The sequence below is a fragment of the Saccharopolyspora sp. NPDC050389 genome, from assembly GCF_040655595.1.
Lineage (GTDB): Bacteria > Actinomycetota > Actinomycetes > Mycobacteriales > Pseudonocardiaceae > Saccharopolyspora.
In genome coordinates, this window is sequence record NZ_JBFAKG010000049.1 from 24,448 (window position 1) to 38,780 (window position 14,333).

Below are 14,333 nucleotides of genomic sequence, written 5' to 3' on the forward strand. Positions count from 1 at the left end.
GCGAACAGCGCGATCAGCGAGAACAGGATCGGCGGGAACCACGGAGCCGCGGACTCACGGCCCCGTGCTCACGGGCCGATGCACCTATCGCACCGCATGGTCGGCCCTTGCCAACCTTTTCTGCGGAGCACCGTCATGACCTCGCGCGCAACTGCGCACGGGTTGCGATTGACGTCCTGCCAGCCGTACACCAGCCGTGCCGTTCCGCTGAGCTCCGCCGCGTTGTCCCGCCTGCGGTCGCGGAACGCCGTTTCTGCGTCGCTGTGGTAGGCGCGGCCGTCCAGGCGAACTATCAGCCGCACCCCGATGTTCTCGTAAGCGCAATCCTCGATGAGCTTCCGACCAAAGGCTGCGACGGGCACCTGGCGCAGCCCGCTGGGTATTCCGTGCGCCCGCTCGACGTTCAGGAAATACCGGGTTTCCAGCAAGGATGTGAGCCCTTCGCCTAGCAGTCGAACGGCGCGTTCGAGGCGAGCCTGATATCGGTAGGGTCGCCGTTCTTCCATTCGCACGCGGATTTCGTCGGCCCCGACCCGGTTTGCCGAGGCGACTTCGAGCAGGGTTCGCGCAGCCTCCTCTTCAGAGGGCTCGGCGGCGGCCAGGTCGATGACGGTATCCGCGCGGGACGTTCGCGGTGGCTCGTAGGACGACTGAATGTGCTTGAACGCTCGGCTGCGATGGATCACGACATCGCGTTGCGGCTTGTGCGACGTCCCATAGGGCACCGTGACGTGGATGGCACCGTCGTCCACGGGATACCAGCCCCATTCCTGGGCGGCGGTGCGGTGGCTGAGAACTGCTGGGAGATCGGCGTACAGCAATGCGGCCGCAATTCTCGACTCCCGTGGGAGCGGGCCGCTGAAAAGCGCGATCACCCCGCGATGGACGCGTTGCCAGCGTCCCGCGTCGATGTTCGACCGCAGGGCGGCGTAGCTGACACCGAAAGCCCGGAGTTGCTTGCGGGTGAAAACGGAATGCTGGCGACGGTCCAGGAGCTGCCACTCCGCCAGATCTGATTCCTTGATGGAAAGAGACACACCGGTATAGAGACGCCGACCCGCCGATCAGATACACCCGTGAGTCTTTTGGGCTGCTATAGCAACCCAAAAGACTCACGGTCCCGTGCCCACGCCCCCGTGCTCCTAGGCAGTGAGCATGCACCTCGCCGGGTCAGGGCTGGGGGCTCAGGGTTCGGCGAGTGAGGGTTTGGGTTTTCTTCGTCAGGTCCGCGACGTCGATCTCGGCTCCGGTGGCGATCAGTTCGTCGAGGAGGCCGTCCACGCCGTGGTACACGATCCGGAACGCCGTGGGCGCGTCCGGTGCGAAGGTGCCGTCGGGCACGCCTTCCGCGACGAAGTCGCCGATCCGGTCGATCACCCGGCGGTTGATGTCCTTGCACAGCTCCAGGGCCTTGGCGTTGGCCGAACCGTAGACCGTGCGGTGCAGTTCGGCGTTGCGCACCGCGTGTTCCAGCAGCGCCGCCCACAGCTCGTCCAATGTGGACCACCTCGACCCGTCGCCGGCCAGCACCCGGTCGGCGATCTCCAGGATGCCTTCGACGTAGCGTTCCCAGACGGCGGCGAGCAGATGTTCCTTCGATTCGAAGTAGAGGTAGATGGTGCCCTGGGCGATCCCGCCGGCCCGGGCCACCTCCGCCATCGTGGCCTTCGCGAAGCCCGTGGTCGAGAAGACCTCCGTGCCGGCCTGCAGGATCGCTTCGCGCCGGTCCTCGGGGCTCATGGTCACCCGGCGGCGACGTGCCGGTGCTCGTGCGGACATCTCGGCGACCTTCCTGCTGCGGGGCGGGCGCCAGCATAGCATCCGACTGAACGACGCTCACTGAGCGGCGTTCATTGACTGACTGAACCTCATTCAGTTAGCGTTCGCGGCGGCGCGCTCGCGCCGTCCGATCACTCCGCGAGGTTCTCCCGAATGCCGAATTCCCCTGTCCCCACCCGTCATCGGCGGCTGCTGCTGGCGCTGATCAGCAGCGGCGCCTTCCTGGTTCAGCTCGACGCGACAATCGTGGCCATCGCCCTGCCTGACATGCAGGCGCGCCTCGGCGTCGGCGTCGGCGACCTGCAGTGGATCGTCGCCGGCTACACGCTGATGCTCGCCGGGCTGCTGCTCACCGCGGGCACCCTCGGCGACCGCTTCGGCCACCGGCGGCTGTTCCTCGGCGGGCTCGTCGCGTTCACCGCCGCCTCCGCGCTGTGCGCGCTCGCGCCGACCTTCGAGACGCTGCTGGCGGCACGCATCCTGCAGGGCGCCGCGGGATCCGCGCTGGTCCCGGTGTCGTTGGCGCTGATCAGCACGGTGTTCCCGGAACCGCGAGCGCGTGCGAAGGCCATCGGCACCTGGGCCGGCATCGGCGGGCTGGCGCTCGCGGTCGGGCCGCTGCTCGGCGGCGCCCTGGTCGGCGCCTTCGGCTGGCCGAGCATTTTCTGGGTGAACATCCCGGTCGGCGTCGGCGCCGCGCTCGTCCTCCGGCGACTGCTCCCCGCGCACAGTCCACAAGGGACTCGTTCGCTCGATCCGCTGGGACAGCTGCTGTTCGCCGCATCGATCGCCGCGCTCACCTACGCGCTGATCGAAAGTGGGCGCGACTGGACGGCCACACCCGTCGTGGCCGCGCTCGTGGTGGCCGCCGCCGGCCTGGTCGTCTTCGTGCGCTGGGAACTGCGGCATCCAGATCCGATGGTGCCGATCCGGCTGTTCCGCAGCCCGGTGGTGCTGGTCGCCGGGGCGGTCAACCTGTTCGGACTGCTCGGCCTCTACGGCGGCATCTTCCTGCTCACCCTCTATCTGCAGCAGGTGAACCGGCTCAGCGCCGCCGCGGCCGGGCTGCGGTTCCTGGCGCTGAACCTGGCCATCATGGTCTTCTCCTACCTGGCCAGCGTGCTGGCCGCCCGGCTGGGGCCGCGGCCGCCGATCGTCGCCGGTTCGGCGCTGACCACCATCGGCCTGCTGGCCCTCACCTGGCTCGGCGTCGGCACCGGCTACGGGCAGTACTGGTGGGCGCTCGCGCTGCTCGGCGCCGGGGTGTCCCTGGTCGGCGCGCCCGCCACCGTGGCACTGCTGAGCGCGGTTCCGCCCGAGCAAGCCGGTGCCGCATCGGGAATCTCCAACACCTTCCGGCAGCTGGGCAGCGTGTTCGGCGTCGCCGTGTGCGGCACGCTGCTCGTCGCACACCTGCGAACGGAACTGCCCGCCCGGCTGCCGGCGCTCCCCGCGGACGCGATCAACCCGCTGTCCAGCGGAGATCTGTCGATCATCGACCGGCTCCCGCTCGACCTCCGGCAACCGGCCTTCGACGTCAGCGCGCGGCTGCTCGTCGAAGGACTGCACCTGAGCGTCCTGGTGGCCGCCGCCTGCGCCCTGCTCGCCGGGCTGTCCGCCCTGCTGTTCCTGCCCCGGAGCTCCGCCATCCAGCCGTTTTCCCAGCCCCAGCCGCAAGTTCGCGCCCGCCGGAGAAGGACGCCGCGGCGCCGGGTGTAGCCTTGGGCCGCTGGCCGCGTACTGATGGCACCTCCCCCCAGTGGCTGTCGGTGCGCGGCCGGCCCTGAACACAATTCGTCGCCACCGCCGCGAAAAACGGCCTTCGACGGCTCTCGTCGCGGAACAGAAAGGGCGCTGGTGTCACCGGTTTTCGCGCTGATCATCGCCGTCCTGGTGGTGTTCGTCGGCGCGATCGTGCAAGGCAGCGCGGGCCTGGGGATGAACCTGCTCGCCGTGCCACTGCTGGCCATCATCGATCCCGAGCTGGTCCCGGTTCCGCTGCTGACCTGCTCGCTGCTCCTTTCGGTGCTGGCGATGCGCCGCGAGTTCGGCGACATCGACTGGCGCGGCACGGGCTTCGCGGTCGCGGGCCGCGCTCCCGGCACGGTGCTGGGCACGCTGGCCGTGGCGATGCTGTCCGACCGCGGATTCTCCCTCGCGGTGGGCGGATTCGTGCTGCTGTGCGTGCTCGCCTCGATGCTGTCCTGGCGGCCGCGCCCCACCGGCCCGGCGCTGGTGGCCGCGGGATTCGTCGGCGGAGTGCTGGGCACCGCGTCGTCCATCGGCGCGCCGCCGGTCGCGCTGCTCTACCAGCACGAGGCCGGTCCGCGGATCCGCGCGACGCTGGCCGCGTACATGACTTTCGGCGGCGTCCTGTCGCTGGTGGCGCTGGGCGTCGGCGGGCAGATCGGGCTGCCGCAGATCTACGGCACCCTGGTGCTACTGCCGTTCATGGCCGCCGGGTTCGCGTTGTCCGGGCCGTTGCGCCGGTTCCTGGACGCCGGCTGGATGCGGCCGTGCGTGCTGGTGCTCGCCGGCGGCGGCGCGCTGTTCCTCATCGCCCGCGCCCTGATCTGACGACGGTGCGTGCACACCGACCCCGATTCGCCAGCCGTTCGGGTGAATGGTCGATCATTGCCGCAGGAGGACGTTGGGCCGAACGGGTCATTGCCGGTCCACCGGGCGTCACGCGTCCCCCGCGCGCCAGTCCCGTCCGCGGAGGTGGGCAAGATGTTTCGACCCAAGCACCACTGGCAACCTGCCGAGCACCAGCGGCACGCCGTCGCGGGAACGCTGCCGGGCGGGCAGCGCAATCGGGACGGGGAATCCGTCGAAGCCCTTTGCCAGCGGACCGTTTCCACGGCCGGGCGCACCGAACTGGACTGGCTGTGGCCGACCTGCCCGGACTGCCTGCAAGCGGCCGAGCGGCTCAACGGAGTCCCGTCATGACCCGCACCGTGGTGGTGCGCTTCGCCTTTGGGGTCGTCAGCGAAGCCGGCCGCCAATCACACCTCGCGGTCTCCCCCGGCGGCATCCCGGAACACTGGCTCACGTACTGCGGCGTGGAGATCCCCGCGAACATCGCCGAGGTGTCCGCGCAACCGGCCGGCTGCCGTGCATGGGCTGCCTCAGCGCCCCCGGCGGCCCGGCGAGACCACGCCTCGGCTCCGGATAGCAGAACCGCACCCGCCCGGAGGCCGGGCGGGTGCGGTCGGCTGCGACGATCAGCGCGAGAAGATCACGGAACGCACCGCGACGCCGTTCGGGGCCTGCTGCCCCGGCTGCAGGACGTAGTGGTACACGTCGCTGGCGCAGTTCTCGTCCAGGAAGACGATCGCCGTCGCGTCGGTGTTGTTGCGCACACCGTAGGCCGGCGTTTGCGGGTTCGGCAGGTCGAGCCGGTGGCAGAGCCGCCCGGCCGGGTCCAAGAGCGCGCGCTGGTGGTACGCGTTGGTCCCCTCGACCCAGTAGCTGAACTCGCCGTCCGCGGCGAGCGCGGAGCCCGGCAGCGAGAGCAGCAGACCCGCCGCACCGAGTGTGGCGGCGACAGTTGCGCGAAGACGCATCGAAATCGTCCCTTTCTGGGAAAATCGGACGCTGACACCGCAATACTCGTGCCCCGGTCCGCGCGCGCCACCGTGATCACCCGCTGGTGGAGTGATCACCAGGATTTTCACCGTCCGGCTCTACCGCGCCGCGGCCAGCGACAGCGCGAAGTCCTCGGCGTCGTCCAGCCACCAGTGGCGCAGTTCGAAGCCGGCCACCGCGAGCTCGTCGCGGACCCGGTCGTGCCGGAACTTCGCCGAGATCTCGGTGCGGATCTCCTCGCCGTCGGCGAAGTCCACGCCCAGCCCCAGCTCCGGCAGCCGGACGCGCATCGGCCGGTCGGCCCGCAGCCGCATCTCGATCCACTCCTGCTCGACGTTCCACAGGGCCACGTGCCGGAACCGCTCGGGCGCGAAGTCGGCGCCGAGCTCCCGGTTGAGCACCCGCAGCACGTTGCGATTGAACTCCGCGGTCACGCCCTGCGCGTCGTCGTAGGCGCGTACCAGCCGCCCGGGATCTTTCACCAGGTCGGTGCCCAGCAGCAGCCATTCGCCCGGTCGCAGCGCCGCGCGCACGGCGGCGAAGAAGCCCGCGCGCTCGGCCGGCAGCAGGTTCCCGATGGTGCCGCCCAGGAACGCGACCAGCCGCCCGGCTCCTTCGTCCAGCGCGGACAGGCCGCTGGTGAAGTCGTCGACGACGCCGCGCACCCGGAGTTCCGGGTAGTCCAGCGCGATGGATTCCACGGCGGCGTGCAGCGCCGATCCGGAGACGTCCAGCGGCACGAACCGCTCCAGCGTTTCGGTCTTGCGCAACGCCTCCAGCAGCAGCCGGGTCTTCTCCGACGATCCCGACCCGAGCTCGACCAGGGTGGCCGCGCCGGTGATCTCGGCGATCTCCAGCGCGCACCGCTGCAGGATCTGCTGCTCGGCGCGGGTCTGGTAGTACTCCGGCAGGGTCGTGATCCGCTCGAAGAGGTCGCTGCCCGTCGCGTCGTAGAACCACTTGGGCGACAACCACTTCGGGCTGTCGGTCAGGCCTTCCCGGACATCGGCGCGCAGCGCCCGGGCCGCGTCTTCCTCGGTGAATCGGACGACCAGTTCCGGTTCGCTCATCGCTCCCCCATCGACAACTCCGACAACGACGTCACCCGCGCATCCGCGGTGTCCGCGACGAGCAGGCACCGGTCCGGGACCTCCACCCACCCGGTTTCCGGGCCGAACGGCTCCGACGCCACCGTCACCGACGCCTCGCTCCGCCGCATCCACAACGCGTGCGTCCAGGTGGTGGCGATCAGCCGGACGCCGTCGGAGAGCAGCAGGTTCAGCCGCGAATCCGGCGCGGCGGCGACGACCTCGCACACCAGCTCCCGCACCGCCCGGTCCGGCTCCTCGCCCTCGGCCAGCCGCTGCCGCAGCAGCGCCCACAGCAGCGCCGAGTCGGTGGCCGCCTCCAGCGTCAGCAGGTCCACGACCTCCAGCCCGGCGGCGAGCTTCGCCAGCGAATCCGGCCAGCCGGTGACCCGGCCATTGTGGCTGAACAGCCAGGCGCCATCGGTGAACGGCGCGCACGCGCCCGGCGTCACCGGCATGCCGACGGTCGCCGAGCGGACCGCCGCGACCACCGCGCCGCTGCGCACGTCCGCGGCCGTCTGCCGGAACGATTCGTCCGTCCACATCGGAACGGCGGCCCGGTAGCGGGCGACCGCGCCGTCCGGCCGGTACCAGCCGACGCCGAAGCCGTCGGCGTTGATCGTGCCGCCGCCGCGCATGTCGTTGGGCGCCCACGTCTGCTCCAGCAGCGAATGGGCCGGTTCGAGCAGCAGTTCCGCCAGCGACACCGCTGGCCCCAGGTATCCCACGTGCCGGCACATCGGTCAGTCGCGCTCCCCGCGTCGAGGCGTCCGGGCGCACCTGAACCCGGCGAAGATCTGCCGCCGGATCGGGTAGTCCCAGTTCCGGAAGGTGCCGCGGCAGGCCGCGGCGTCGGTGCCGAACGAGCCGCCGCGCAGCACCTTGTAGTCGGGTCCAAAGAAAACTTCGGAGTACTCGCGGTACGGGAACGCCGAAAACCCCGGATACGGCAGGAAGTCCGTCGCCGTCCACTCCCAGACGTCGCCGATGAGCTGCCGCGCGCCGCACGGCGCGGCCCCGTCCGGATACGCCCCGGCGGGCGCCGGCTGCAGGTGCCGCTGGCTCAGGTTGGCGTGCTCGGGCCGCGGGTCGGCGTCGCCCCACGGGTACCGGCGGGACCGGCCGCTGGCTGGATCGAACCGCGCGGCCTTCTCCCACTCGGCCTCGGTGGGCAGCCGTTTGCCCGCCCACGCCGCGTACGCCTCGGCCTCGTGGAAGCTGACGTGCACCACCGGCTCCTCCGGCGGCACCGGCTCGACGTGGCCGAACCGGCGGCGCAGCCACCGGTGGCCCTCCAGCCACCAGAACCGCGGCGCCCGCAGGCCGACCCGCTGCCGGTACGTCCAGCCCGCGTCGCTCCACCAGCGCGGATCGTCGTAGCCGCCGGCGTCGATGAACGCCAGGTACGCGCCGTTGGTGACCGGCGTGCTGTCGAGGTAGAAGTCGTCGACGTGGACCTGATGCGCCGGCCGCTCGTTGTCCAGCGCCCAGGGCTCCGCGGAGGTGCCCATGGTGAACGGCCCGCCGGGCACGAACACCTCGGGCGGCAGGACGTCCACATCGGACGGTGGCGGTGCGGCGGCGAGGGCAGGCGGGCCGTCCCGCAGCTGGTGGGTGGCCAGCATCGTCTCGTCGTGCTGCTGCTCGTGCTGCACGATCATGCCGAAGGCGAACGCCTGCCGGACCAGCCGCCGCCCCTCCAGCGGGACGCCGTCGACCAGGTCGAAGACCTTCGAGCGCACCGTACCGACGTACTCGCGCGCCTCGGCCGGGCCCAGCAGCGGCAGCTGCGGGCGGTCGACGCGGGCGTGCTGGAACGCGTCGTAGAGGTCGTCGATCTCCGGGCGGATCGCCGGCGCGCCGCCGACGTCGCGCACCAGCCACAACTCCTCCTGGCTGCCGATGTGCGCCAGGTCCCAGACCAGCGGCGACATCAACGGCGAATGCTGCTTGACGAGGTCCTCGTCGTCGACCGAGTCGGTCAGCCCGGCGCTGCGCTGCCGGGTGCGCGCCAGCTCCGCGGCCACGTGCGCGCGCAGGTCGGCTATCCCCAGATCGGCCAGATCTTGCGTGCTTTCCACCGGTCACCTCCGGTTTCGTCAGCGGTCGCCGGGCGCGGCGAGCCGCCGCGCCACGAAATCCGCCAGCCGCCCGGCCAGCCCCGCCGGGCTGTCCGGCTCCTCCAAGTGCCGGCACGCCAGCTCGAACACGTCGCTGGCGCTGCGCGCCAACGCCGGGTCCAGCAGTCCGTGCCGCGCGGCGTGCACCCACCGGCCGACCGCCGGGGACGTCATCGCCAGCACCTTGTCCACAGTGGATTCGTCGCGGAACAGCGCGATCAGCGCGCCCGCGGGCAGCATCCAGTCCTGGCCGGGCTGCGCGTCGAGGTAGCGGACCTCGAAGTAGCCGCGCGGCCGGACCGGCGGGAACACCGTGGACAGGTGGTAGTCGAGGTCGTCGCGGGTGGGCGGATCCGGCAGCGCGCCGTGGATCCACTCCGCGAAGCTGATGCCGCTGGGCGCCGTCCAGTCACCGCCGTCGCGGCGCAGGCACACGATCGCGGTGTCGAGCACCCGCTTGGCCCAGCTGGCCGCCGGGTCGACGGTGATCGGGCCGGGCCGGGTGCGCGGCGGATCGGTGCGCAGCAGCGCGCGGGTGCGGGTGGACACCCAGCCGGTGCGCTCGCCGAACAGCATCGGCGAGTTCGCGAACGTCGCCATCATCACCGGCCCCAGCGCGTGCAGCGCCGCCCAGCGGGCGGCCACCCGGTCCGGTTCGCCGGCGTCGAGGCAGACCTGCACGCCAGCAGTGCTGCACATCATCAACCGGCCGTCCAGGCCGATGCGGTCGAAGGCGGTTTCCATCGCGGCGTAGCGCGGCACCTGCAGGATCCGGTTCGGGTACCGCCACGGGTCGGTGCCCTGCTCGCCGAGCACCAGCCCGGCGGCGCGCAGCCGGCGCTCGACGTACTCGGCATCGGCGGCGACGACGCTGAACAGCGACTGCATGGACGTGGTGGGAAGGCTGGAGATCTCGACCTGGCCGCCGGGTTCGACGGTGAGCACCGAGCCGTTGGGCAATTCGCGGTGCGGGCTGTCCGGGACCAGGGAGCGCGGAGCGTGTGGGCCGAGTGCGGCGATCAGCGTCGCGGCGTCGAGCGTTCGGCCCGGATCGTCGGAGTGGTGCACGGTCCATTCGAGTTCGATGCCCATCAGTCGCGGCGGACCGTGCTTGAAGCACACCGACGCGACGTAGGCCTCCGCCTCGGCCCTGGTGCGGACCCGGGAGGCCGGGAAGTCGGCGGCTGCGGGGTCGGTCGTAGTGGGCATTTTGATCACCCCCTGTAATTGGCCGGTTACCGACGCTACCGCTCCCCCCTGACGCCCGCGACCCTTGTTCTTGATCCGGAGAACTGCTACGAGCAATACGAGAAACCTCTTTCCCTGCCTGCTTTTCCCAGATCTCGAGCGCCGCGTGCGAGTAACGGTTCCGCCGTCCTCGGCGACCATATGATCGGGAGGTCGCCCATCGGCTGGGACCCGCGCAGCAAAACGTACGTACGGATTGCAAAGTGGCGACCGGACCTGGGACGATCAGGTCATGCCTCGGGTCAGCCAAGACCACCTCGACGCCCGGCGCCGTCAGATCCTCGACGGCTCCCGGTCGTGCTTCGCGCGCTTCGGCTACGAAGGCGCCACCGTGCGGCGACTGGAAGAAGCGACCGGCCTGTCCCGGGGCGCGATCTTCCACCACTTCAAGGACAAGGAGTCGCTGTTCCTCGCGCTGGCCGAGGACGACGCGACCCGGATGGCCGACGTGGTGGCCGAGCAGGGCTTGGTGCAGGTCATGCGCAACCTGCTCGACGAGCCCGCCGACGGCACCAGCAGCGCGCCCGGCGCGGACTGGCTGGGCACCCGCCTGGAGGTGTCGCGCCGGCTGCGCACCGACGAGGAGTTCCGGGCGCGCTGGGCACAGCGCTCCGAGCAGCTGACCGCCGCCACCCGCGCCCGGCTGAAGTGGCAGCGCGACGCCGGGAACCTCCGTGACGACGTCGACGTCGACGTGCTGACCGCCTACCTTGAGCTGGTGCTGGAGGGACTCGTGTCCCACCTGGCGATGGGCCTGCCCGCGGAACACCTCCCCGCGGTGCTGGACCTCGTCGAGGAGAGCGTCCGCCGCCATCGCGGCAGCTGACCGGCGCGGCACGCCCGGGTAATCTCGCTACCGCGAACGGCCGAGCCCGGGAGGACCATCCGGATTCGGCGCATACCCCGAAGGAGCGCACGGCGCATGTGGAGCGAGTGGTGGAACCGCTTCCTTGCTTCTGACCCGGCCCTGCGCCGACTGCGCACCGCGGCCCGGGTGACGCTGTCCGTCGCGCTCTCGCTCGTGGTGGTGCTGCCGCTGCTGGCGTGGTGGGGGCAGCCGCTGCCGCTGGCCATGCTGGCGGCGGTGGTGGCGATCAACTCCTCGCTCGGCATCAACGACCCGGACCGGCGGCAGCAGAAGATCACCAACCTGCTGATGCCGCTGCCCGCGGTGCTCGCGCTGCTGCTGTCGATCCTCACCGCGTCGTGGCCGCTGGTGCACAGCCTGCTGTTCCTGGTGGTCATCTTCGCGGCCACCTACATCCGCCGGTTCGGCCCGCGGTTCTTCCCGCTGGGCATGGTCGCGTTCATGGGCTACTTCTTCGCGATGTTCCTGCGCCCTCAGCTGCCGCAGCTGCCCGCGCTGATCGCGGCGGCGGTGACCGGCGCGCTGGCCGCGTTCGCGATGCGGTTCCTGGTGCTGCGGGACGATCCCGAAGGCGTGCTCGAACGCGGCCGCCACACGCTGCGCGCCCAGGTGCACGGCCTCCTGCACGCGGTGCGCGACGTCGCCGAGCACCCGGATTCGGCGCAGCGGCGCCGCGAACTGCACAACCGCTCCGTCCGACTCAACGAGACCTCGCTGATGCTGGAGAACACCGTCGGCCAGCTCGACGACCTCGACGAGGCGGGCCGCGAGCTGCTCCGGCAGCGCATCCTCGACGTCGAGCTCGCGGCCGAGAACCTGCTCACCCCACTGATGCGGCTCGTCGACCACCCCAGCGGCGGTGCCACCGCGCCGCACGCGATCAGCGCGCTGATCGCGGTGCTGAACACCGAGCCGCAGGAGATCCGGGAGGCCACCCGGCTGGTCGCCGAGCGGATCGAGCAGCAGGGTTCGGTGGAGATCGCGATGGCGGTGCGGCGGCTCGGCGCCGGGCTCGCGGAGCTGGCCGACGCGACCGGCGAACTCGGCGGCGAACGCCGGGACGAGGCACCGCCGGAACCGGCCGGAGAACCGGAGCCTGCCGAAGACGACGAGACCGGGTTGCGGCGGCGGCCCGAGCTGCGGATGGCGATCCAGGTGACTTGCGCGACCGGGCTGGCGATCATGCTCGGCCAGCTGGTCTCGCCGAACCGGTGGTACTGGGCGGTGATCACCGCGTTCGTCGTGTTCATCAGCACCAACAGCCGCGGCGAGCTGCTGGTGCGGGCGTGGCAGCGCACCGCGGGCACCATGCTCGGCGTGGTCGCGGGCATCCTGGTCGCCGCGCAGATCTCCGGCAACACGCTGGCCGAGATCGCGATGATCCTGGTCTGCGTGTTCCTGGGCTTCTACTTCGCCGGCTACTCGTACGCGGTGATGACGTTCTTCATCACCACCTTGCTCGGCGCGCTCTACGGGATGCTCGGCACCTTCGACGAGGCCGTCCTGGAGACGCGGCTTTGGGAGACCGCGGTCGGCGCGGCGGCGGGCGTGCTGGCAGCGGTGTTCGTGCTGCCCACCCGCACGCGCTTCGTGGTGCGCACCAACATCCAGGACTTCCTGCTGTCGTTGCGGGACTTCCTGCGCGGCACCGGCACCGAGATCAGCGAGCACGGCACGGTCGCCGGGCTGCAGGAGTCGATGCGCGAGCTCGACGACGGGCTGCAGCGGGTGATCAACAGCGCGAAACCGCTGACCAACTACCGGCTGCGCTCCCGGCGCAGCCAGGTCCAGCGATCGGTGGCGATGCTCAGCGGCTGCGCCTACTACGTGCGCAACTTGGCGGTCGCGCTGTCCTCCACTGTGGACATGGTCGACGACGACACCCGCAACCGGCTGGCCGAGCTGCTGTGGGCGCTGGCCGACGCGGTGGAGTCGCTGACCGACGAGGGCCAGGTCAGCTTCGAGGCGGCGATCACCTCGGCGCACCGCACGGCCGACGCGCTGCACGACATCGCCGAATCGCTGACCGACGGCCCCACCTCCCTGCACCGCACCATCCGCTGGCTGGACCGCACGACCCAGGTCGTCGAAGACCTGGCGCGCGAACTCCCCGCGACCACCCACGAAAAACAACCCGCCGCCTGAGCTGCCGGGCAGTCCAGTCGATCCGGATTGGACCGCGCCGCCGCGCGCCTGCTTCGTTACGGTCGTGAGCGGGTTTTCCGGTTCTTACCGGATCAAACGCTCACGAAGGACGTCGCATTGCACCCGAAGCTCTCCGAAGACCTCGCCCGGTTTCCCGAGCTGCTCGACAGCGCCCGGCGATGCGCCGTCGAGGCGCTGTCCGGGATCGCGGACCGGCCGGCCGCCGCACCGCCGGCACCACCGAATCCTGCGCCGCTGCCCGACTCCGGCGTCGGCGCCGAAGACGCCCTCGAACGGTTCCGGAGCCGCTGGGCACCGGGTTTCTCCGGCAGCGCCGGGCCGCGCTACCTCGGGTTCGTGACCGGCGGCGCAACCCCGGCTGCCGTGGCGGGCGACTGGCTGACCAGCGCGTTCGACCAGAACGCGGCGACCGGCGGCGACTCGTCGGCGCTGGACCTGGAGCGCGAAGCGACCGGCTGGTTGCGCGAGCTGTTCGGCCTCGGCACGGCGCACGAGGGCGCGTTCGTCAGCGGCGCGACGATGTCGAACCTCGTCGGACTGGCGATCGCCCGCGAATGGGTCGGCGAACAGCTCGGCGTGTCCGTGGCGCAAGACGGCGTGGCCGCGCTCGGGAACGTCCCGGTGTTTTCCGGCAGCCCGCATTCCAGTGTCTACAAGGCACTGTCGATGCTCGGCCTGGGCCGCGGTTGCGTTCGCGAGGTGGCCACGCTGCCGGAGCGGGAGGCGGTCGACGTTGATCGGCTCGCCGCGGAACTCGCCGCGCTCGACGGGCGGCCCGCGATCGTGGTGGCCAATGCGGGAACGGTCAACACCGTGGACTTCGACGACCTGCGGGCGATCGCCGAATTGCGGCGGCGCTTCCCGTTCTGGCTGCACGTCGACGCCGCCTTCGGGGGCTTCGCCGCGCTGTCCCCGCGGCACGCCGAACTGGTCGCCGGCATCGACGAGGCCGATTCGGTGTGCGCGGACCTGCACAAGTGGCTCAACGTGCCCTACGACAGCGCCATCCAGTTCACCCGGCGGCGGGACCTGCAGGTTCGGGTGTTCCAGAACGCGGCCGCGTACCTGGGCCAGATCACCGAGGACCCGGACTTCGTCCACCTCACACCGGAGAACTCGCGCCGGCTGCGCGCCCTGCCGGCCTGGTTCACGCTCGCCGCCTACGGGCGGCAGGGGCACCGCGAGATCGTCGAACGCGACGTCGCACTGGCACGCGACCTCGGCGATCGGATCGCCGGGATGCCGCACCTGCGGTTGCTCGCACCGGTGCGCCTCAACGTCGTCTGCTTCACCCTCGCGGACGATCCGACCGCGGAGCGGGTCGACGCGCTGGTCCGCTCCGTCGCCGGATCCGGGGAAGCGCTCCTCACCCCGACCGTCTACAAGGGAACGCCCGGTTTGCGCGCGGCTTTCAGCAATTGGCGCACCACCGAGGCGGACGTCGTCCGCGTCGCCGCCGCCTTGCGGGCCGCTTGA

The 14,333-nt window shown here is 71.0% G+C and carries 13 protein-coding genes; 6 read left to right on the plus strand and 7 right to left on the minus strand.

Annotated elements, in window-relative coordinates:
• Positions 1 to 68: 68 nt before the first annotated feature.
• Positions 69 to 1,037: a type IV toxin-antitoxin system AbiEi family antitoxin domain-containing protein gene (locus tag AB0I53_RS28580; RefSeq protein WP_358609402.1), complete on the minus strand. Its 969-nt coding sequence runs from the start codon at positions 1,035 to 1,037 to the stop codon at positions 69 to 71.
• A 133-nt stretch (positions 1,038 to 1,170) separates the two neighbouring features.
• Positions 1,171 to 1,779: a TetR/AcrR family transcriptional regulator gene (locus AB0I53_RS28585; RefSeq protein WP_358609405.1), complete on the minus strand. Its 609-nt coding sequence runs from the start codon at positions 1,777 to 1,779 to the stop codon at positions 1,171 to 1,173.
• A 153-nt stretch (positions 1,780 to 1,932) separates the two neighbouring features.
• Between AB0I53_RS28585 and AB0I53_RS28590 the strand changes: the two genes are divergently transcribed.
• The 3 genes from AB0I53_RS28590 (at position 1,933) to AB0I53_RS28600 (ending at position 4,728) form a co-directional block, all read left to right on the plus strand.
• On the plus strand, positions 1,933 to 3,498 hold the full coding sequence (locus AB0I53_RS28590; protein WP_358609408.1) for an MFS transporter: 1,566 nt from the start codon (positions 1,933 to 1,935) through the stop codon (positions 3,496 to 3,498).
• A gap of 138 nt (positions 3,499 to 3,636) precedes the next feature.
• Complete coding sequence (locus AB0I53_RS28595; RefSeq protein ID WP_358609411.1) at positions 3,637 to 4,356, plus strand: sulfite exporter TauE/SafE family protein; 720 nt, start codon at positions 3,637 to 3,639, stop codon at positions 4,354 to 4,356.
• 153 nt (positions 4,357 to 4,509) lie between these two features.
• Complete coding sequence (locus AB0I53_RS28600; RefSeq protein WP_358609414.1) at positions 4,510 to 4,728, plus strand: zinc finger protein; 219 nt, start codon at positions 4,510 to 4,512, stop codon at positions 4,726 to 4,728.
• 275 nt (positions 4,729 to 5,003) lie between these two features.
• Here AB0I53_RS28600 and AB0I53_RS28605 read toward each other — a convergent pair whose 3' ends face one another.
• The 5 genes from AB0I53_RS28605 to egtA form a co-directional block, all read right to left on the minus strand.
• Positions 5,004 to 5,345, minus strand: coding sequence for a hypothetical protein (locus AB0I53_RS28605; protein WP_358609417.1), 342 nt, complete (start codon positions 5,343 to 5,345; stop codon positions 5,004 to 5,006).
• A gap of 120 nt (positions 5,346 to 5,465) precedes the next feature.
• Positions 5,466 to 6,437 (minus strand): L-histidine N(alpha)-methyltransferase, encoded by a 972-nt coding sequence (gene egtD / locus AB0I53_RS28610; RefSeq protein ID WP_358609420.1) that lies wholly within the window; start codon positions 6,435 to 6,437, stop codon positions 5,466 to 5,468.
• Positions 6,434 to 7,195, minus strand: coding sequence for an ergothioneine biosynthesis protein EgtC (gene egtC / locus AB0I53_RS28615; RefSeq protein ID WP_358609423.1), 762 nt, complete (start codon positions 7,193 to 7,195; stop codon positions 6,434 to 6,436). Before egtC ends, egtD begins: the two co-directional genes overlap by 4 nt.
• A 3-nt stretch (positions 7,196 to 7,198) precedes the next feature.
• Entirely contained in the window at positions 7,199 to 8,536 is a 1,338-nt protein-coding gene (gene egtB / locus AB0I53_RS28620; protein ID WP_358609426.1) for an ergothioneine biosynthesis protein EgtB, read from the minus strand.
• Positions 8,537 to 8,554: 18 nt separating this feature from the next.
• On the minus strand, positions 8,555 to 9,784 hold the full coding sequence (gene egtA, locus AB0I53_RS28625) for an ergothioneine biosynthesis glutamate--cysteine ligase EgtA (protein ID WP_358609428.1): 1,230 nt from the start codon (positions 9,782 to 9,784) through the stop codon (positions 8,555 to 8,557).
• A gap of 271 nt (positions 9,785 to 10,055) precedes the next feature.
• On the opposite strand from egtA, the gene AB0I53_RS28630 reads away from it, so the two are divergent.
• The 3 genes from AB0I53_RS28630 to AB0I53_RS28640 all read left to right on the plus strand — a co-directional run bounded on the left by AB0I53_RS28630 (position 10,056) and on the right by AB0I53_RS28640 (position 14,333).
• A complete protein-coding gene (locus tag AB0I53_RS28630; protein ID WP_358609430.1) occupies positions 10,056 to 10,649 on the plus strand; it encodes a helix-turn-helix domain-containing protein in 594 nt (197 codons plus the stop codon).
• Positions 10,650 to 10,745: 96 nt separating this feature from the next.
• A complete protein-coding gene (locus AB0I53_RS28635) occupies positions 10,746 to 12,836 on the plus strand; it encodes an FUSC family protein (protein WP_358609433.1) in 2,091 nt (696 codons plus the stop codon).
• 117 nt (positions 12,837 to 12,953) lie between these two features.
• Positions 12,954 to 14,333, plus strand: coding sequence for a pyridoxal-dependent decarboxylase (locus AB0I53_RS28640; protein ID WP_358609436.1), 1,380 nt, complete (start codon positions 12,954 to 12,956; stop codon positions 14,331 to 14,333).

Coding starts and splice junctions, on each gene's coding strand:
- AB0I53_RS28585 (WP_358609405.1), bottom strand. CDS start 1,779: ATGTCCGCACGAGCACCGGCACGTCGCCGCCGGGTGACCATGAGCCCC.
- AB0I53_RS28590 (WP_358609408.1), top strand. CDS start 1,933: ATGCCGAATTCCCCTGTCCCCACCCGTCATCGGCGGCTGCTGCTGGCG.
- AB0I53_RS28600 (WP_358609414.1), top strand. CDS start 4,510: ATGTTTCGACCCAAGCACCACTGGCAACCTGCCGAGCACCAGCGGCAC.
- AB0I53_RS28605 (WP_358609417.1), bottom strand. CDS start 5,345: ATGCGTCTTCGCGCAACTGTCGCCGCCACACTCGGTGCGGCGGGTCTG.
- egtD (WP_358609420.1), bottom strand. CDS start 6,437: ATGAGCGAACCGGAACTGGTCGTCCGATTCACCGAGGAAGACGCGGCC.
- egtC (WP_358609423.1), bottom strand. CDS start 7,195: ATGTGCCGGCACGTGGGATACCTGGGGCCAGCGGTGTCGCTGGCGGAA.
- egtA (WP_358609428.1), bottom strand. CDS start 9,784: ATGCCCACTACGACCGACCCCGCAGCCGCCGACTTCCCGGCCTCCCGG.
- AB0I53_RS28630 (WP_358609430.1), top strand. CDS start 10,056: ATGCCTCGGGTCAGCCAAGACCACCTCGACGCCCGGCGCCGTCAGATC.
- AB0I53_RS28635 (WP_358609433.1), top strand. CDS start 10,746: ATGTGGAGCGAGTGGTGGAACCGCTTCCTTGCTTCTGACCCGGCCCTG.